The sequence below is a fragment of the Halomonas sp. HAL1 genome, from assembly GCF_030544485.1.
Taxonomy (GTDB): domain Bacteria; phylum Pseudomonadota; class Gammaproteobacteria; order Pseudomonadales; family Halomonadaceae; genus Vreelandella; species Vreelandella arctica.
Window position 1 is genome coordinate 133143 of sequence record NZ_CP130610.1, and the last position, 18656, is coordinate 151798.

Consider the following 18656-nt stretch of genomic DNA (forward strand, 5'->3'; position numbering starts at 1 on the left):
CGGGATATCCCGCTGCCGGCCTTTTTCTGTTGCAACTGGTGTTTCATTAATCGCAGTCGCAATAGAAACGTAGAAATAGTGTTATCGACTACAGTGTTATCGAACTAGATTTTCGACGGCGAGCTACCGATTTAGGAGCTTGCTGTCTGTGTCTGACGAAGCCCGCCGGGCAGCGATGACCACGCATCGGTCACCCATGGTGAACAAGCTGGGGAATACAGATGGCTTACTCATATACTGAGAAAAAACGCATCCGCAAGGATTTCGGCAAACTGCCCCAAGTGATGGATGTGCCTTACTTGCTGGCGATCCAGCTTGATTCCTATTACGACTTCCTCCAGCAAGATCGTTCGCCCGACGAGCGTCACGAAGTCGGCTTGCACGCGGCTTTTAAGTCCGTGTTTCCGATTGAGAGCTTCTCCGGTAATGCGGCGCTTGAGTATGTCAGCTACCGTTTCGGCACGCCGGCGTTCGATGTTAAGGAGTGCCAGCTGCGCGGCGTCACTTACTCCGCCCCGCTGCGCGTGAAGGTTCGCTTGATCATCTATGATCGCGACTCCTCAAACAAAGCAATCAAAGATATTAAAGAGCAGGAAGTCTACATGGGGGAAATCCCCCTGATGACCGAGAACGGTACCTTTGTTATCAACGGTACTGAGCGGGTTATCGTTTCCCAGCTCCACCGCTCACCCGGTGTGTTCTTCGATCATGACAAAGGTAAGAGTCACTCTTCCGGTAAGCTGCTCTATTCAGCCCGGGTGATTCCTTACCGTGGTTCTTGGTTAGACTTTGAGTTTGACCCCAAAGACAACGTCTTTGTACGTATTGACCGTCGCCGCAAACTGCCGGCGTCGGTGCTGATGCGTGCGTTAGGGATGAACACCGAAGAGATCCTGGCCGAGTTCTTTGAAACCAGCGTCTTTCACATTGAGAAATCCGGTTTCTATGTGGAGCTGGTTCCGTCGCGCCTGCGCGGCGAGACGGCTACTTTCGACATCAAAGATGACGAAGGTAATGTGATCGTTGAAGAGGGGCGTCGGATTACCCAGAAGCATATTCGCCAGCTTGAAAAAGCCGGTCTTGAGCGTCTGGATGTGCCGATGGAATACCTATTCGGTAAAACCCTGGCAAAAGATCAAATCGACTCTAAAACAGGCGAGCTGATCTGCCCGTGTAATACCGAGATCACACCAGAAGTGCTTGAGCGCATGGCCCAGGGCGGCATTACCCTGGTCGAAACGCTCTACACCAATGATCTCGACTGCGGTTCATTCATTTCCGACACCTTGAAGCTGGATGCTACTAATTCCGCGCTTGAAGCGTTAGTCGAAATTTACCGCATGATGCGTCCCGGCGAGCCGCCGACCAAAGAGTCTGCTGAGACGCTGTTTAACAACCTGTTCTTCTCTGAGGACCGCTACGACCTGTCGGGCGTTGGCCGCATGAAGTTCAACCGCCGTCTGCGCCGTGATACCGATACCGGCTCCGGCGTACTGGATCGTAAAGACATCCTTGATGTGCTGCGCGAGCTGATCAGTATTCGTAACGGCTTCGGTGACGTTGACGATATCGATCACCTGGGTAACCGCCGTATTCGCTGTGTGGGCGAAATGGCCGAGAACCAGTTCCGCGTTGGCTTGGTGCGTGTAGAGCGTGCCGTCAAAGAGCGTCTTTCCATGGCGGAAAGCGAAGGCCTGATGCCGCAAGACTTGATCAACGCCAAGCCCGTTGCGGCGGCGGTAAAAGAGTTCTTCGGTTCCAGCCAGCTTTCGCAGTTTATGGATCAGAACAACCCGCTTTCGGAAGTGACCCACAAGCGTCATGTGTCTGCACTCGGCCCCGGTGGTTTGACCCGTGAGCGCGCTGGCTTCGAAGTACGTGACGTTCACGCCACGCACTACGGGCGTCTATGCCCAATCGAAACGCCAGAAGGCCCGAACATCGGTCTGATTAACTCGCTGGCCACCTACAGCCACACTAACAGCTACGGTTTCCTTGAAACGCCGTACCGTAAAGTGGTTGATCGTCAGTTGACCGACGATATCGTTCACCTCTCGGCGATCGAAGAGGGCGACTTTGTTATCGCCCAGGCGTCAGCAGCGGTAGATGAGTCCAACAAACTAAGTGATGACCTGGTTCAGGTTCGTCACCGCGGTGAAACGACCTTTATGCGTCCTGAGCAAGTGACGCTAATGGACGTATCACCACGTCAGGTCGTCTCCGTCGCAGCGGCATTGATTCCGTTCCTGGAGCACGATGACGCCAACCGTGCCTTGATGGGTTCTAACATGCAGCGTCAGGCGGTGCCGACCCTGCGTGCTGATAAGCCGTTGGTAGGTACGGGCATGGAGCGCTTTGTTGCCCGTGACTCCGGCGTCTGTGCGGTGGCCAATCGCGGCGGCGTGATTGATTCCGTGGATGCGCGTCGTGTGGTGGTACGGGTTAATGAAGATGAAATTATCGGCGGTGAAGCCGGTGTTGATATCTACAACCTGACCAAGTACACCCGCTCGAACCAGAACACCTGTATGAACCAGCGCCCCATCGTGCGGCCTGGTGACAACGTGGCGCGTGGCGATATTCTCGCCGACGGCCCGTCTGTCGACATGGGTGACCTGGCCCTTGGCCAGAACATGCGCATCGCGTTTATGCCCTGGAACGGTTACAACTTCGAGGACTCGATCCTGCTTTCCGAGCGGGTCGTTCAAGAAGACCGTTTCACCACGATTCACATTCAGGAGCTGACCTGTGTGTCTCGCGACACCAAGTTGGGTTCTGAAGAAATTACCTCCGATATCCCCAATGTGGGCGAGTCTGCGCTCTCCAAGTTGGATGAAGCGGGCGTTGTCTACATCGGTGCCGAAGTCGGCCCGGGCGATATTCTGGTCGGTAAGGTGACACCGAAGGGTGAAACCCAGTTAACGCCAGAAGAGAAGCTGTTGCGTGCCATCTTTGGTGAGAAAGCGTCTGACGTTAAAGACACCTCACTGCGTGCCCCGACCGGCATGAAAGGTACGGTCATCGACGTTCAGGTGTTTACTCGTGACGGCGTTGATAAAGACTCTCGCGCACTATCCATTGAGCGTACGCAGCTCGATGAAGTGCGTAAGGATCTGCAAGAGACGTACCGGATTGCTGAAGACGCCACCTTTGAGCGCCTACAGCGCACCCTTGATGGCCAAGCTGTCAATGGCGGCCCGAACCTCAAGAAAGGTGACGTGCTAGACGAGGCGTACCTGGATGAGCTGCCGCGTCAGCAGTGGTTCAAACTGCGCATGCAGGATGAGTCCTACAATGAGCTGTTGGCTCAGGCCGACGAGCAGCTTGAAAACCGTCGTAAAGAGATGGATGAGCGCTTTGAAGATAAGAAGCGCAAGCTGACCCAGGGCGATGACCTTGCTCCGGGCGTGCTGAAAATCGTCAAAGTCTATATGGCGGTTAAGCGTCGCATCCAGCCAGGCGACAAGATGGCGGGTCGTCACGGTAATAAAGGTGTTATCTCGGCAATTATGCCGATCGAAGACATGCCGTTTGATGAGAAGGGCGAGCCGGTCGACGTGGTGCTGAACCCGCTGGGTGTACCGTCGCGTATGAACGTCGGTCAGATTCTTGAAACCCACTTGGGTATGGCGGCGCGTGGCTTGGGCGTCAAGATCGAAGCCATGCTGCGCGACGCACGCGGTCAGCAAGTCGCGGAGATTCGTGACTTCCTGGGGCAGATCTACAATACGCAAGGTACGCGTGTTGAAGATCTCGATTCCCTGACCGACGATGAGATTATCGCTCTGGCGAAGAACCTCAAAGGTGGTGTGCCGATGGCCACGCCGGTGTTTGACGGTGCCAAAGAGCACGAAATCAAACACCTGCTGAAGCTGGCGGACATCCCTGAATCGGGTCAGATGGCCCTGTTCGATGGCCGTACCGGTGACGCCTTTGATCGTCCGGTTACCGTCGGCTACATGTACATGTTGAAGCTTAACCACTTGGTAGACGACAAGATGCACGCGCGTTCTACCGGTTCTTACTCGCTGGTTACCCAGCAGCCCTTGGGTGGTAAGGCGCAATTCGGTGGTCAGCGCTTCGGTGAGATGGAAGTGTGGGCGTTGGAAGCTTACGGCGCCGCATACACGCTACAAGAGATGCTCACCGTCAAGTCGGACGACGTCGAAGGCCGCACCAAGATGTATAAAAACATCGTGGATGGCGACCACACCATGCAGGCAGGCATGCCGGAATCCTTCAACGTACTGGTGAAGGAAATCCGCTCGCTGGGCATCGATATCGAGTTAGAGAGCTAGGAGCCGTCCCATGAAAGATTTGGTGAAAGTACTCAAATCGCAGTCTCAGTCCGAAGAGTTTGACGCGATCAAGATTACCCTGGCGTCGCCGGACATGATTCGCTCCTGGTCGTTTGGCGAGGTGAAGAAGCCTGAGACCATCAACTACCGTACCTTTAAGCCGGAGCGGGACGGTCTGTTCTGCGCCAAGATTTTTGGTCCGGTAAAAGACTATGAGTGCTTGTGCGGCAAATATAAGCGCATGAAGCACCGCGGTATTATCTGCGAAAAATGTGGCGTTGAAGTAACCAAGGCCGCCGTGCGTCGTGAGCGCATGGGGCACATTGAGCTGGCTTCTCCGGTTGCTCACATTTGGTTTTTGAAGTCACTGCCGTCGCGTATTGGCATGTTCCTCGATATGACCCTGCGTGATATCGAGCGCGTGCTGTACTTCGAAAGCTTTGTCGTGATCGACCCCGGCATGACCACGCTGGAGCGTGGTCAGCTGCTCAACGATGAGCAGTACTTCGAAGCGCTGGAAGAGTTCGGCGATGATTTCGATGCCCGTATGGGTGCCGAAGCCGTTCAAGAGCTGCTCAAAGATATCGATCTGGAAGAAGAGATTAACCACCTGCGTGAAGAAATTCCGCAGACCAACTCTGAAACTAAGATCAAGAAGCTTTCTAAGCGTCTGAAACTGCTGGAAGCGTTCTATCACTCCGGCAATGCGCCGGCGTGGATGGTCATGGAAGTGCTGCCCGTGCTGCCGCCGGACCTACGTCCGTTGGTACCGCTGGATGGTGGCCGCTTCGCGACCTCTGATCTCAACGACCTTTACCGTCGTGTGATCAACCGTAACAACCGCCTGAAGCGTCTGCTTGACCTTAATGCGCCGGATATTATCGTGCGCAACGAGAAGCGCATGCTGCAGGAAGCGGTCGATGCACTGCTGGATAACGGTCGTCGCGGTCGTGCGATCACGGGCTCTAACAAGCGTCCGCTGAAATCGCTCGCCGATATGATCAAAGGTAAGCAGGGTCGTTTCCGTCAGAACCTGCTGGGTAAGCGTGTTGACTACTCAGGCCGTTCGGTAATCACCGTGGGTCCGACGCTGCGTCTGCACCAGTGTGGTTTGCCGAAGAAAATGGCGCTTGAGCTGTTTAAGCCGTTCATCTACTCCAAGTTGCAGTCGCTGGGCTACGCCTCAACGATCAAAGCCGCCAAGAAGATGGTCGAGCGCGAGCTGCCGGAAGTGTGGGACATCCTCGCCGATGTTATCCGCGAACACCCGGTACTGCTTAACCGCGCCCCCACGCTTCACCGTCTGGGGATCCAGGCGTTTGAACCGCTGTTGATCGAAGGTAAAGCGATCCAGCTGCACCCGCTGGTATGTGCCGCCTACAACGCCGACTTTGACGGTGACCAGATGGCGGTACACGTACCGCTGACCCTGGAAGCCCAGCTTGAAGCCCGTGCGCTGATGATGGCGACTAATAACGTGCTGTCGCCAGCCAACGGCGAGCCGATCATCGTACCGTCGCAAGACGTTGTTCTGGGTCTTTACTACATGACCCGCGAAAAGATCAACGCCAAAGGCGAAGGCATGGTGTTCTCTGACCTCAATGAGGTTGAGCGCGCCTTCGGTACGCAGTCTGTATCGCTGCATGCCCGGGTTAAAGTGCGCCTGGACGAGATCGACATTGAAGAGGAAACCGGCGAGCGAAGCTTCCATCGCCGTATTTATGACACCACGGTCGGCCGTGCGATGCTGTTCCGCATTCTGCCGGAAGGTGTGCCCTTTGCGCTGATCGATCAGCCGATGAAGAAGAAGGCGATCTCCAGCCTGATCAACGAAGTCTATCGTCGTGCCGGCCTTAAGCCGACCGTCATCTTCGCTGACCAGCTGATGTACACCGGCTTTCGCTTGGCGACTTGGTCCGGTGCCTCTATCGGTGTTAACGACTTCGTTATCCCCGAAGCGAAAACCGAAATTGTTGACGCGGCGGAAGCCGAAGTTAAAGAGATCGAAGACCAGTTCTCTTCTGGCCTGGTAACCGCCGGTGAGAAGTACAACAAGGTTATCGATATCTGGTCGAAGGCGAACGATAAAGTCGCTAAGGCGATGATGGTCGGCATCTCGAAAGAGACCGTTATCGATCGTGATGGCAACGAGGTTGAGCAAGATTCGTTCAACAGCGTCTTCATCATGGCCGACTCTGGTGCGCGTGGTTCGGCTGCACAGATTCGTCAGTTGGCCGGTATGCGTGGCCTGATGGCCAAGCCGGATGGCTCGATCATCGAAACGCCGATCGTTGCCAACTTCCGTGAAGGTCTGAACGTACTTCAGTACTTCATCTCGACCCACGGTGCACGTAAAGGTCTGGCGGATACGGCTCTGAAAACGGCCAACTCCGGTTACCTGACGCGTCGTTTGGTCGACGTGGCGCAGGATTTGGTTATCACTGAAGTGGACTGTGGTACTGAAAATGGCCTGACGCTGCATCCGATCATCGAGGGCGGCGACATTATTGTACCGCTTTCCCAGCGCGTACTAGGTCGCGTGGTGGCTCAGGATGTCATTCATCCGGGCAGTGGTGAAGTGCAGCTCGCTAAAGGTACCCTGCTTGACGAGAAGTGGTGTGCCGAGCTCGACACCATGGGCGTCGACGAAATTGTCGTACGCTCCACGATTACTTGTGAGACTGCACATGGCGTGTGTGCCTCCTGTTACGGCCGTGACTTGGCGCGTGGCCATCAGGTCAACATCGGTGAAGCCGTTGGCGTTATCGCCGCACAGTCCATCGGTGAGCCGGGTACCCAGCTGACCATGCGTACCTTCCACATCGGTGGCGCAGCATCGCGTTCGTCTGCTGTGGATAGCGTACAAGTGAAGCACGGCGGTAAGGTTCGTCTGCACAACATCAAGCACGTTGAGCGTGGCGACGGCAAGCTAGTGGTGGTCTCTCGTTCGAGCGCCTTGGCTGTTGCTGATGACCATGGTCGTGAGCGCGAGTACTACAAGCTGCCTTACGGTGCTGAACTTTCTGTACGCGACGGTGATGTTGTAGATGCTGGTTCAATCGTCGCCAAGTGGGATCCGCATACCCACCCGATCGTTGCCGAAGTAGAAGGTAAGGCGCAGTTCATTGATCTTGACGAAGGTGTCACTATGCACCGTAGCGTCGATGAGATGACCGGCTTGTCCTCTATTGAGGTGATCGAGTCTGCAGCGCGCCCCATGGCTGGTCGCGATAAGCGCCCGATGGTTATGCTGCAGGACAACGCTGGCGAGTATGTTTCTGTTTCCGGTTCCAATACCCCGGTGCAGTACTTGCTGCCAGGCAACTCGATTATTTCGGTCGACGATGGTGTCACTATCGGTGTGGGTGAAGTCGTTGCCCGTATCCCGGTAGAAGCCTCGGCGAACAAAGATATCACCGGTGGTCTGCCACGCGTTGCTGACTTGTTCGAGGCGCGTAAGCCGAAAGAGTCGTCGATCCTGGCGGAAATCAGCGGTGTCGTTAGCTTTGGTAAAGAGACCAAAGGCAAGCGTCGCCTGATGATTACACCAGAATCCGGCGATCCGTTTGAAGCCTTGATTCCGAAGTGGCGTCAAATTGCCGTCTTCGAAGGCGAAGCGGTTGAGAAGGGTGAAGTCATTTCTGATGGCCCGAGCAACCCTCATGACATCCTGCGTTTATTGGGTGTTGAAGAGCTCGCCAAGTACATTACGGCAGAAGTGCAAGACGTTTACCGTCTCCAGGGCGTCGGTATCAACGACAAGCACATTGAAGTGATTGTGCGTCAGATGCTGCGTAAGGTAGAGATTGCTGATTCAGGCGACTCTGATTTCATCACTGGCGACCAGGCAGAGCTGGTACGCGTGTTAGAGCAGAATATTCGTCTCGAAAAAGAGAAGAAATTCCCAGCCAAGTACCAACGCATGTTGCTGGGTATTACTAAGGCCAGCTTGGCTACCGAGTCGTTCATTTCTGCGGCCTCCTTCCAGGAGACTACCCGCGTACTGACCGAAGCAGCGGTAACTGGCAAGCGCGATTACCTGCGCGGCCTGAAAGAAAACGTGGTGGTTGGTCGTCTAATACCAGCAGGTACGGGCTTGACTCACCACGCAGAACGTCGTCGCAAGCGCGAAGGCGTTGAGCAACTGTTGAATCCCTCGGCGACCGAGGTAGAGCAGGAGCTAGGTGCCCAGTTAACCGCTCTCGATTCTGACGACGAGCTGTAAATTTGGTGCTTGAAACAAGCAGTAAAATTAGTAAGTAGCATAAGTTGCTGGCCTAAAACGTCACCTTGCTGGTAAAACCGCCAGCAAGGCTTGACGGCACCTAGGGTCAGCCTTTAGAATGCGCAGCCTTTAACAGTGGGGTGGGTGCGCCCGCATCCGCTGCACGTATTTGTTAAAAAGGCTACTTGTTGAAAGACAAGGCAACCATTGGAGTCAGCTAAACACCATGGCAACGATTAATCAGCTAGTGCGCAAGCCGCGCAAGCGCCCCGTCACTAAAAGTGACGTGCCCGCGCTGCAGGCCTGTCCGCAAAAGCGCGGCGTATGTACGCGCGTTTACACCACCACCCCGAAGAAGCCGAACTCGGCCCTGCGTAAGGTTTGCCGTGTGCGCCTTACCAACGGTTTCGAAGTTTCTTCTTACATCGGTGGTGAAGGTCACAACCTTCAAGAACACTCTGTCGTTTTGATTCGCGGCGGTCGTGTAAAGGATTTGCCAGGTGTGCGTTATCACACCGTTCGTGGCGCCCTTGACACCTCTGGCGTTCAAAATCGTCGTCAGGGTCGTTCTAAATACGGTACTAAGCGTCCTAAGTCCTAATAAGACTGGGGTGGCTGTACAGCATGACCGATTTTATTGGGTGTGCTGAGTAGCGATTATCACGAATTTGACGGTCTGATAAGAGTAAGGTCGGGCGGCGCTTTGTCTTGGTACAAGCTCATGAGTTCCGGGTTTACCTGAAAGATCCTTAATTGAGGGCTTATCATGCCTAGAAGAAGAGTAGTAGCTAAACGCGACATCCTTCCGGATCCTAAGTTCGGAAGTGAGCGTCTGGCGAAGTTCATGAACCACCTGATGGTCAGCGGCAAAAAGTCCATAGCTGAGCGTATCGTTTATGGTGCGTTGGACAAGGTTGCCGAGCGTAGTAAAGAAGATCCGCTGGAGATCTTCGACAAAGCGCTGGAAGCCATCCAGCCTATGGTCGAAGTGAAGTCGCGCCGCGTTGGTGGTGCGACCTATCAGGTGCCGGTTGAAGTACGTCCGTCTCGTCGCCAAGCGCTAGCAATGCGCTGGCTGGTAGACGCGGCGCGTCGTCGCGGTGAGAAAACCATGGTGCAGCGTCTAGCGGGCGAAATGCTGGATGCAGCGGAAGGTAAAGGTTCTGCCGTTAAGAAGCGCGAAGACGTGCATCGCATGGCAGAAGCCAACAAGGCCTTCTCGCACTACCGTTTCTAAAATCGGTGTTTCTAGAAACTGCGTTTCTAAGCACGGCGTTTTTAAGTACGGCTTTATGGTTTTTATATGCACGTTGTTCAGCATGGCGAAGTGTTTGCTGAGTCGCGTTGTTGCAATGCATTAGTTGCAATATCCAGCCGCTACCATTCAGTGGTAGCGGCGGACGCATAAGCCTCGCTTGCATACGCCGCTAAATTAACGAGCATCGCCAACAAACGGGAGTTTCACCGTGGCACGCAAGACTCCACTAAATCGCTATCGTAATATCGGTATCGTCGCTCACGTTGACGCGGGTAAGACTACGACGACTGAGCGGGTACTGTTCTATACCGGCCTTTCCCACAAAGTGGGCGAAGTGCACGACGGTGCTGCGACCATGGACTGGATGGAGCAGGAGCAGGAGCGTGGTATCACTATCACCTCAGCTGCAACTACCTGTTTCTGGCAGGGCATGAACAAGCAGTTCCCCGAGCACCGTATTAACATTATCGACACCCCAGGGCACGTTGACTTCACGATCGAAGTTGAGCGTTCTTTGCGCGTACTTGATGGTGCGGTTGTTGTACTGTGTGGTTCTTCCGGCGTTCAGCCGCAGACCGAAACTGTATGGCGCCAAGCCAATAAGTACGAAGTGCCGCGCATGGTCTTCGTCAACAAGATGGACCGTACCGGTGCTGATTTCTTCATGGTTGTCGACCAGTTGAAAGAGCGCCTGGGTGCTAATGCTGTGCCGATCCAGATTAACTGGGGCACGGAAGAAGACTTTAAAGGTGTTATCGACCTTATTCAGATGAAAGCCATCCTGTGGGATGAAGAAAGTCTGGGTATGACCTATGACCTCGTGGATATTCCTGCTGAGTTACAAGAAACAGCAGAAAAGTATCGCGAAGAGATGGTCGAGGCTGCTGCCGAAGGCTCTGATGAGCTGATGGAGAAATACCTTGAAGGCGGCGAGTTAACGATTGAAGAGATCAAGGCTGGTCTGCGTGCGCGCACCCTGGCTAACGATATCGTTCTGGTTACCTGTGGTTCTGCGTTTAAGAACAAGGGTGTTCAGGCTGTGCTGGATGGCGTTATCGAATTCATGCCTTCGCCGACAGAAGTTAAGGCGATCGAAGGTGAGTTGGATGATAAAAACGGCACCGTTGATACCCGTGAAGCGGACGACAGTGCACCGTTTGCGGCGTTGGCGTTTAAAATCGCCACCGACCCCTTCGTTGGTACGCTGACCTTTATTCGCGTCTACTCGGGCGTTCTGAAATCTGGCGACGGTGTTTATAACTCCGTTAAGCAGAAGAAAGAGCGCGTTGGCCGTATCGTTCAGATGCACGCCAACTCCCGTGAAGAGATCAAAGAAGTACTGGCGGGCGATATCGCCGCTTGTATCGGTCTCAAAGACGTCACCACCGGTGATACCCTGTGCGACATCGATAACAAAATTGTTCTCGAGCGTATGGAGTTCCCGGATCCGGTTATCTCGGTTGCTGTAGAGCCTAAGTCTAAGGCAGACCAAGAGAAGATGGGTGTCGCTCTGGGCAAGCTTGCTCAGGAAGATCCCTCCTTCCAGGTTAAAACCGACGAAGAAACCGGCCAGACGATTATTTCTGGTATGGGTGAGCTTCACCTGGATATCCTCGTTGACCGTATGCGTCGCGAGTTTAAGGTTGAAGCCAATATCGGTAAGCCGCAGGTTGCCTATCGCGAAACGATTCGCGGCAGCATTGAGCAAGAAGGCAAGTTCGTGCGTCAGTCTGGCGGTCGTGGTCAGTACGGTCACGTTTGGCTACGTATTGAACCGCTGACTAAAGAAGAGAAGGGTGAAGGCGAAGATGAAATCTTCTTCAAATTCACTTCTGAAATCGTGGGTGGTGCGGTTCCGAAGGAATACGTTCCCGCGGTTGAGAAGGGTGCTTACGAGCAGCTCAAAAACGGTGTCATCGCGGGTTACCCGATGATTGACGTTAAAGTGTCGCTGTTCGACGGCTCCTTCCACGACGTAGACTCCAACGAGACTGCGTTTAAGATTGCTTCTTCTATGGCAGTGAAAGAAGGTGCCAGGAAGGCCAAGGCCGTGCTGCTGGAGCCGGTGATGAAGGTCGAAATCGTGACCCCCGAAGAATTTATGGGTGACGTCATGGGCGACCTGAGCCGTCGTCGCGGCTTGGTGCAGGGCATGGATGACTCTTCTTCTGGTAAAGTCATTCGTGCAACGGTGCCACTGGGCGAGATGTTCGGTTATGCAACCGATCTGCGCTCACAAACCCAGGGCCGTGCGAGCTACTCTATGGAGTTCTCGAAGTACGACGAGGCGCCCTCCAGCGTCGTTGAAGCCGTCATCAATCAAAACGGTTAACCGTTAGCTAACGTAAAGAGGTTATAGCAGTGGCTAAGGAAAAATTTGAACGTTCCAAACCGCACGTCAACGTCGGCACCATTGGTCACGTCGACCACGGTAAAACGACTCTGACAGCGGCCCTAACTCGCGTGTCTGCTGAGGTTTTCGGTGGCGACTGGAGTGAATTCGCCGCTATCGATAATGCGCCGGAAGAGCGCGAGCGTGGTATCACGATCGCGACATCGCACGTGGAATATCAGTCTGAGGCGCGTCACTACGCGCACGTTGACTGCCCAGGTCACGCCGACTACGTCAAGAACATGATTACCGGTGCTGCGCAGATGGACGGCGCGATCCTGGTATGTTCTGCCGCAGACGGCCCGATGCCGCAAACTCGCGAGCACATCCTGCTCTCGCGTCAGGTTGGCGTACCGTACATCGTTGTGTTCCTGAACAAAGCGGACATGGTCGATGACGAAGAGCTGCTCGAGCTGGTAGAAATGGAAGTTCGCGAACTTCTAGACCAGTACGACTTCCCGGGCGACGACACGCCGATCATCACTGGTTCTGCGCTGATGGCGTTGAACGGTGAAGATGAGAATGGCATGGGTACTACTGCGGTAGCTAGCCTGATCAAAGCTCTGGATGAGTACATTCCTGAGCCGGAGCGCGCTATCGACCAGCCGTTCCTGATGCCGATCGAAGACGTGTTCTCTATCTCTGGCCGCGGTACTGTTGTTACTGGTCGTGTAGAGCGCGGCATCGTTAAAGCGGGCGAAGAAGTGGAAATCGTGGGTATCCGCGACACCACCAAAACGATCGTTACCGGTGTTGAAATGTTCCGTAAACTGCTCGACGAAGGTCGTGCTGGTGAGAACGTTGGCGCCCTGCTGCGTGGTACGAAGCGTGATGATGTCGAGCGTGGCCAGGTATTGGCTAAGCCGGGCACCATCAACCCGCACACTACCTTCGAAGCAGAAGTTTACGTACTGTCTAAAGAAGAGGGTGGTCGTCACACACCTTTCTTCAAGGGCTACCGTCCCCAGTTCTACTTCCGTACCACCGATGTAACCGGTACTTGTGAACTGCCGGAAGGCGTTGAAATGGTCATGCCGGGTGACAACGTACAAATGGTTGTTACCTTGATCGCTCCGATCGCAATGGACGAAGGTTTGCGCTTCGCTATTCGTGAAGGCGGCCGTACTGTCGGTGCTGGCGTTGTGGCCAAGATCGTCAAGTAAGCGACATGCTTGAGTGATGAAGGGGGCTCTGATGAGCCCCCTTTTCTGCGCACCAACAGCAAATGTTTGACATGGGCTTTTGGCGTGCCTATAATGCGCATCCTTTGAATGCGTGGGTAGACGGCTCGCGCCGTCGACATCCATTGGAGTTTAAGGCAAATGCAGAACCAAAAGATTCGCATTCGGTTGAAAGCATTCGACCATCGCCTGATCGACCAGTCCACAGCAGAGATTGTTGAAACTGCTAAACGTACTGGTGCTCAGGTTCGTGGTCCGATACCGCTGCCGACCAATCGCGAGCGTTACACCATCCTGATCTCGCCGCACGTCAACAAAGATGCGCGTGACCAGTATGAGATTCGTACGCACAAGCGTGTGCTCGACATTGTTGAGCCGACTGAGAAAACTGTTGATGCATTGATGAAACTCGATCTCGCCGCAGGCGTTGACGTGCAAATCAAGCTCAACTAATTACACTAGTCACTTTGCGGCCCAGCGCTCATCGCTCGTTTATACGAGTCTAGCATGAGCAGCAGCCGCCGCGCCGTGAGGCGCCATACAATGTGCTAGTGGAATGCTCTGGAAAGGGCAGCCATAGCGGGTGATAGCCCCGTACACTATAGGAGACTGAGTATGACTATCGGTTTAGTCGGTAAAAAGGCCGGGATGACCCGTGTCTTTACCGAAGACGGCGCGTCTGTGCCCGTAACCGTTATTGAAGTTGATCCTAATCGTGTTACACGCGTTAAATCTGTCGAGTCTGACGGTTACGCAGCGATTCAGGTCACATCTGGCTCTCGCAAAGCGAAGCACCTCACCAAAGCGCAAGCGGGTCAGTTTGCCAAGGCGGGTGTTGAAGCTGGTCGTGCACTGATGGAATTTCGTCTTGCAGAAGGCGAAACAATTCCTGAAGTGGGCGGCGAAATCACCGTATCCCTCTTCGAAGCTGGTCAAATGGTTGACGTGACTGGCACCTCTAAGGGTAAAGGCTTCCAGGGTGCTGTTAAGCGCTGGAATTTCCGTACCCAAGACATGACTCACGGTAACTCTCTGTCGCATCGCGCGCCGGGTTCTATCGGCATGTGTCAGACTCCGGGTCGCGTTTTCAAAGGCAAAAAGATGGCCGGTCAAATGGGTAACGCCCGTTGCACCGTGCAGAGCCTTGAGATCGTCCGTGTCGACGCCGAGCGTAACCTGCTGCTAATTAAAGGCGCCGTACCGGGTGCTCCCGGTAGTGACGTTATCGTTCGCAGCGCCGTGAAAGCAGGCTGAAGGGGATAATTACCAATGAATCTGAATCTTGCTGCAGGCGCGGGTACCGTTGAAGTAGCCGACGCCACTTTTGGCAAAGAATTCAACGAAGCGCTCGTTCACCAGGTTGTCACTGCCTATTTGGCGGCTGGTCGTCAGGGAACCCGCGCACAAAAGAGTCGTTCCGACGTTCGTGGCGGTGGTAAGAAGCCGTGGCGTCAGAAAGGCACCGGTCGTGCACGTGCCGGTACCATCCGCTCTCCGCTATGGCGTAGTGGTGGCGTAACCTTCGCGGCGCGTCCGCAAGACTATACCCAGAAGGTTAACCGCAAGATGTACCGTGCAGCGATGCGCTCCATCTTGTCTGAGCTGGTACGTCAAGAGCGTTTAGTCGCGATTGAAGAGTTCGTCGTCGATGCGCCTAAGACCAAGCAGGTAGCTGCCAAGCTGAAAGAGCTCAACCTTGAAAAAGTGTTGATCGTCACTGAAGAAATCGACGAGAAGCTCTATTTGGCCGCACGCAACCTTCCCCACGTTGACGTGGTGGATGTCGCGGCAGCTGACCCGGTAAGCCTGGTAGCCTTTGATAAGGTCCTGATTACCGTCTCCGCCCTGCGTAAATTCGAGGAGAAGCTGGCATGAACCAGGAACGCGTATTTAAGGTTCTGCTTGGGCCGCACGTGACCGAAAAGGCCGCAATGGCAGCCGAGCGCAACCAGTACGTTTTCAAGGTAGCATCTGATGCTACCAAGCCCGAGATCAAAAAGGCCGTTGAAGCACTCTTCGGCAAAAAGGTCGGTAGTGTTCAGGTTCTGAACATGAAGGGTAAAACAAAGCGTACTGCGAACGGCGTTGGCCTGCGTAAGGGTTACCGCAAAGCGTATGTGACCCTGGCTGCGGGTGAAACGCTCGAAGACTTCTCTGGCGCCGAATAAGGGCAGGAGTACGGATAATGGCAATCGTCAAGACCAAACCCACTTCCGCCGGTCGTCGCCACGTCGTCAAGATCGTTGGCGAGGAACTGTTTAAAGGCCGTGCTTATGCACCGCTTTTGGAAAAACAGTCCAAGTCCGGCGGCCGGAATAACTACGGTCGTATCACCACCCGCCACGTGGGCGGTGGTCATCGTCACCACTATCGGTTGATCGATTTCAAGCGCACCAAGGATGGCATTCCTGCCACCGTTGAGCGCCTGGAGCACGATCCCAACCGCAGTGCGCACATTGCACTGCTGAAGTATGCCGATGGTGAGCGTCGTTACATCATTGCACCGAAAGGTGTCAGCGCGGGTGACGTGCTGGAATCTGGTGTTAACGCGTCAATCAAAAAAGGCAATGCCTTGCCGCTGCGTAACGTTCCGCTGGGTTCTACGGTGCACTGCATCGAACTCAAGCCGGGCAAAGGTGCGCAGATTGCTCGCAGTGCCGGTACAAGCGCCCAGTTGGTTGCTCGTGAAGGTAACTATGCCACCTTGCGTCTTCGCTCTGGCGAAATGCGTAAAGTGTTGGCCGAGTGCCGCGCGACGTTGGGTGAAGTGAGCAACTCTGAGCACAGCCTGCGTCAACTTGGCAAGGCCGGTGCGAAGCGCTGGAGAGGCGTGCGTCCGACTGTTCGCGGTGTCGCGATGAACCCAGTCGATCACCCACACGGTGGTGGCGAAGGCCGCACCAGTGGTGGTCGTCACCCGGTATCCCCATGGGGTGTGCCGACTAAGGGTCACAAGACGCGTAAGAACAAGCGCACCGACAAGCTGATCATTCGTCGTCGTAATAAGACGCGTTGATCTAAATTGCCAAGACATTAAGAGGTAACGGCTGTGCCACGTTCACTAAAGAAAGGTCCCTTCATTGACCTTCATCTTTTGAAGAAGGTAGAGGCTGCAGTGGAGAAGAGCGATCGCAAACCAATTAAGACTTGGTCGCGTCGTTCTATGATCCTGCCCAATATGGTAGGCCTCACTATCGCGGTCCATAATGGTCGCCAACACGTCCCGGTGCACGTCTCCGAGGAAATGGTTGGCCACAAATTGGGCGAATTCGCTGCTACTCGCACTTATCGCGGGCATGCGGCGGATAAAAAAGCCAAACGGTAAGCCAGAGAGGATTGAGAGATGGAAGTCACAGCTAAGCTGCTTGGCGCTCGTTTATCCGCCCAGAAGGCCCGTTTGGTGGCTGACCAGGTGCGCGGTAAACCTGTCGCCGAGGCACTCGACCTGCTGACCTTCTCACCGAAGAAGGCTGCCAAGCTGGTTAAGAAGGTGCTGCAATCCGCGATTGCAAATGCGGAAGAAAATAACGGCATGGATATTGACGAGCTGCGTGTCTCGACCATCTGCGTCGATGAGGGCATGACGCTCAAGCGTATCAAGCCGCGTGCCAAGGGGCGTGCGGATCGTATCTTGAAGCGCACGTGCCACATCACCGTCAAGGTAGCCGAGAAGTAGGAGTCGACCGATGGGTCAGAAAGTCAATCCAACAGGCATTCGACTGGGCATCGTCAAAGACCATGCTTCTGTCTGGTATGCTGAGCGCGGCGCTTACGCCGATAAGCTCAATAACGATCTCGAAGTGCGTAGCTTCCTGGAAGAGCGTCTTAAAAGCGCCTCTGTTAGCCGCATCCACATCGAGCGTCCGGCGAACAATGCCCGCATCACCATTCACACTGCCCGTCCGGGTATCGTGATCGGTAAGAAAGGTGAAGATGTCGACCGTTTGCGTCGCGATCTCACCCAGATGATGGGTGTTCCCGTGCATGTGAACATCGAAGAAGTTCGCAAGCCGGAGCTGGATGCCAAGCTAGTCGCTGCTAACGTAGCGGGTCAGCTTGAGCGTCGCGTTATGTTCCGTCGTGCTATGAAGCGCGCGGTACAGAACGCAATGCGTCTTGGCGCTGGTGGCATCAAGATTCAGCTGTCAGGTCGTCTTGGTGGCGCTGAAATCGCACGTACCGAATGGTACCGCGAAGGTCGCGTTCCGCTGCACACGTTGCGTGCGGATATCGACTACGCCACTTACGAAGCTCACACCACCTATGGCGTTATCGGCGTCAAAGTGTGGATCTTCAAGGGTGAAATCCTCGGCGGTATCGAGGAAGTACGTGCCAAGGCCAAACAGCCTGCCGGCAACGCGCCCAAGAAGAAAGGTTCCAGGTAAGGGGAGAGCGAGTCGATGTTACAGCCCAAGCGTATGAAATTCCGCAAGATGATGAAAGGCCGCAACCGTGGCCTGGCGCATCGCGGAAGCAAGATCAGCTTCGGGGAATACGGCCTTAAAGCTACTGGTCGCGGCCGCATCACTGCGCGTCAGATCGAAGCAGGCCGTCGTGCGATCACACGTCACGTAAAGCGTGGCGGTAAGATTTGGATCCGCGTCTTCCCTGATAAGCCGATCTCCAAGAAGCCGCTCGAAGTTCGTATGGGTAAAGGTAAAGGTTCTGTTGAGTACTGGGTTGCCCAGATCCAACCGGGTCGGGTCCTGTATGAAATTGAAGGCGTGTCGGAAGAGCTCGCTCGTGAAGCGTTTGAGCTTGCCGCACAGAAAATGCCCTTATCCACCACCTTTGCGAAACGGACGGTGATGTGATGAAAGCCCAGGAAATTCGTGAAAAGTCCGCAGGAGAGCTCCAGGAGCAACTCCTCGAACTCCTCCGCGAGCAGTTTAACCTGCGCATGCAGAAGGCCACTGGCCAACTGAGCCAGACTCATCTGCTCAAGCAGGTCCGCCGGGATATCGCCCGCGTTAAGACTTTGCTCAACGAGAAGGCAGGTGATTGAGATGGCCGAAGAAAACACAAAGCGTACGCTCACCGGTAAAGTGGTGAGCGATAAGATGGACAAGTCCATCGTCGTCATGATCGAGCGGCGCGAGCGTCACCCGATCTACGGAAAATACGTTAAGCGCTCCACCAAGCTGCACGCCCATGATGAGGCGAACCAGGCTAAGGCAGGCGATACGGTCTCTATTCAAGAGTGCCGTCCGCTTTCCAAGAAAAAAGCTTGGACGCTGGTCGAGGTGGTTGAACACGCCAAGGGGTAATCCCAAGGCTTGTCAATCAGTGCAGTCAGATTAGG

17 protein-coding genes are annotated in these 18656 nt (G+C 54.7%); all 17 read left to right on the forward strand.

The annotated features are described in order from the left end of the window. The first annotated feature begins 221 nt into the window (after positions 1-221). The 17 genes from rpoB to rpsQ all read left to right on the forward strand — a co-directional run bounded on the left by rpoB (position 222) and on the right by rpsQ (position 18621). Positions 222-4298 (forward strand): DNA-directed RNA polymerase subunit beta, encoded by a 4077-nt coding sequence (gene rpoB, locus Q3Y66_RS00600; RefSeq protein ID WP_008959175.1) that lies wholly within the window; start codon positions 222-224, stop codon positions 4296-4298. A gap of 10 nt (positions 4299-4308) precedes the next feature. After that, entirely contained in the window at positions 4309-8523 is a 4215-nt protein-coding gene (gene rpoC, locus Q3Y66_RS00605) for a DNA-directed RNA polymerase subunit beta' (RefSeq protein WP_008959174.1), read from the forward strand. Between the two features lie 226 nt (positions 8524-8749). Next, positions 8750-9124 carry a 30S ribosomal protein S12 gene (rpsL, locus tag Q3Y66_RS00610; RefSeq protein WP_008959173.1) on the forward strand — a complete coding sequence of 125 codons (375 nt, stop codon included), beginning with the start codon at positions 8750-8752 and terminating at the stop codon, positions 9122-9124. 165 nt (positions 9125-9289) lie between these two features. Then, positions 9290-9760 carry a 30S ribosomal protein S7 gene (gene rpsG / locus Q3Y66_RS00615; RefSeq protein ID WP_008959172.1) on the forward strand — a complete coding sequence of 157 codons (471 nt, stop codon included), beginning with the start codon at positions 9290-9292 and terminating at the stop codon, positions 9758-9760. Between the two features lie 229 nt (positions 9761-9989). Then, entirely contained in the window at positions 9990-12113 is a 2124-nt protein-coding gene (gene fusA, locus Q3Y66_RS00620) for an elongation factor G (protein ID WP_008959171.1), read from the forward strand. Between the two features lie 29 nt (positions 12114-12142). After that, positions 12143-13336 (forward strand): elongation factor Tu, encoded by a 1194-nt coding sequence (gene tuf / locus Q3Y66_RS00625; RefSeq protein ID WP_008959170.1) that lies wholly within the window; start codon positions 12143-12145, stop codon positions 13334-13336. Between the two features lie 159 nt (positions 13337-13495). Then, on the forward strand, positions 13496-13807 hold the full coding sequence (rpsJ, locus tag Q3Y66_RS00630; protein WP_007112007.1) for a 30S ribosomal protein S10: 312 nt from the start codon (positions 13496-13498) through the stop codon (positions 13805-13807). A gap of 162 nt (positions 13808-13969) precedes the next feature. After that, complete coding sequence (rplC, locus tag Q3Y66_RS00635; protein WP_008959169.1) at positions 13970-14608, forward strand: 50S ribosomal protein L3; 639 nt, start codon at positions 13970-13972, stop codon at positions 14606-14608. A 15-nt stretch (positions 14609-14623) separates the two neighbouring features. Then, a complete protein-coding gene (rplD, locus tag Q3Y66_RS00640; protein WP_008959168.1) occupies positions 14624-15229 on the forward strand; it encodes a 50S ribosomal protein L4 in 606 nt (201 codons plus the stop codon). Continuing rightward, positions 15226-15522 carry a 50S ribosomal protein L23 gene (gene rplW, locus Q3Y66_RS00645; RefSeq protein ID WP_008959167.1) on the forward strand — a complete coding sequence of 99 codons (297 nt, stop codon included), beginning with the start codon at positions 15226-15228 and terminating at the stop codon, positions 15520-15522. Before rplD ends, rplW begins: the two co-directional genes overlap by 4 nt. A gap of 17 nt (positions 15523-15539) precedes the next feature. Next, positions 15540-16370, forward strand: a complete 831-nt coding sequence (rplB, locus tag Q3Y66_RS00650; protein WP_008959166.1) for a 50S ribosomal protein L2 — start codon at positions 15540-15542, stop codon at positions 16368-16370. 33 nt (positions 16371-16403) lie between these two features. Continuing rightward, positions 16404-16679, forward strand: a complete 276-nt coding sequence (gene rpsS / locus Q3Y66_RS00655) for a 30S ribosomal protein S19 (RefSeq protein ID WP_008959165.1) — start codon at positions 16404-16406, stop codon at positions 16677-16679. An 18-nt stretch (positions 16680-16697) separates the two neighbouring features. Continuing rightward, positions 16698-17030 carry a 50S ribosomal protein L22 gene (gene rplV, locus Q3Y66_RS00660; RefSeq protein ID WP_007112002.1) on the forward strand — a complete coding sequence of 111 codons (333 nt, stop codon included), beginning with the start codon at positions 16698-16700 and terminating at the stop codon, positions 17028-17030. A 10-nt stretch (positions 17031-17040) separates the two neighbouring features. Then, positions 17041-17739: a 30S ribosomal protein S3 gene (gene rpsC, locus Q3Y66_RS00665; RefSeq protein ID WP_008959164.1), complete on the forward strand. Its 699-nt coding sequence runs from the start codon at positions 17041-17043 to the stop codon at positions 17737-17739. Between the two features lie 15 nt (positions 17740-17754). Further along, the gene (gene rplP / locus Q3Y66_RS00670; RefSeq protein ID WP_007112000.1) at positions 17755-18168 is read left to right on the forward strand and encodes a 50S ribosomal protein L16; all 414 of its coding nucleotides are present in this window, start codon (positions 17755-17757) and stop codon (positions 18166-18168) included. Beyond that, the gene (gene rpmC, locus Q3Y66_RS00675) at positions 18168-18359 is read left to right on the forward strand and encodes a 50S ribosomal protein L29 (RefSeq protein WP_007111999.1); all 192 of its coding nucleotides are present in this window, start codon (positions 18168-18170) and stop codon (positions 18357-18359) included. The genes rplP and rpmC overlap by 1 nt, the downstream gene beginning before the upstream one ends. Position 18360: 1 nt before the next feature. Continuing rightward, positions 18361-18621 (forward strand): 30S ribosomal protein S17, encoded by a 261-nt coding sequence (gene rpsQ, locus Q3Y66_RS00680; protein WP_007111998.1) that lies wholly within the window; start codon positions 18361-18363, stop codon positions 18619-18621. Positions 18622-18656: the final 35 nt, after the last annotated feature.

Coding starts and splice junctions, on each gene's coding strand:
- rpoB (WP_008959175.1), top strand. CDS start 222: ATGGCTTACTCATATACTGAGAAAAAACGCATCCGCAAGGATTTCGGC.
- rpsQ (WP_007111998.1), top strand. CDS start 18,361: ATGGCCGAAGAAAACACAAAGCGTACGCTCACCGGTAAAGTGGTGAGC.
- rplD (WP_008959168.1), top strand. CDS start 14,624: ATGAATCTGAATCTTGCTGCAGGCGCGGGTACCGTTGAAGTAGCCGAC.
- rpsC (WP_008959164.1), top strand. CDS start 17,041: ATGGGTCAGAAAGTCAATCCAACAGGCATTCGACTGGGCATCGTCAAA.
- rpsG (WP_008959172.1), top strand. CDS start 9,290: ATGCCTAGAAGAAGAGTAGTAGCTAAACGCGACATCCTTCCGGATCCT.
- rpoC (WP_008959174.1), top strand. CDS start 4,309: ATGAAAGATTTGGTGAAAGTACTCAAATCGCAGTCTCAGTCCGAAGAG.
- rplB (WP_008959166.1), top strand. CDS start 15,540: ATGGCAATCGTCAAGACCAAACCCACTTCCGCCGGTCGTCGCCACGTC.
- rplW (WP_008959167.1), top strand. CDS start 15,226: ATGAACCAGGAACGCGTATTTAAGGTTCTGCTTGGGCCGCACGTGACC.
- rpsJ (WP_007112007.1), top strand. CDS start 13,496: ATGCAGAACCAAAAGATTCGCATTCGGTTGAAAGCATTCGACCATCGC.
- rpsL (WP_008959173.1), top strand. CDS start 8,750: ATGGCAACGATTAATCAGCTAGTGCGCAAGCCGCGCAAGCGCCCCGTC.
- rplV (WP_007112002.1), top strand. CDS start 16,698: ATGGAAGTCACAGCTAAGCTGCTTGGCGCTCGTTTATCCGCCCAGAAG.
- rpmC (WP_007111999.1), top strand. CDS start 18,168: ATGAAAGCCCAGGAAATTCGTGAAAAGTCCGCAGGAGAGCTCCAGGAG.
- rplP (WP_007112000.1), top strand. CDS start 17,755: ATGTTACAGCCCAAGCGTATGAAATTCCGCAAGATGATGAAAGGCCGC.
- rplC (WP_008959169.1), top strand. CDS start 13,970: ATGACTATCGGTTTAGTCGGTAAAAAGGCCGGGATGACCCGTGTCTTT.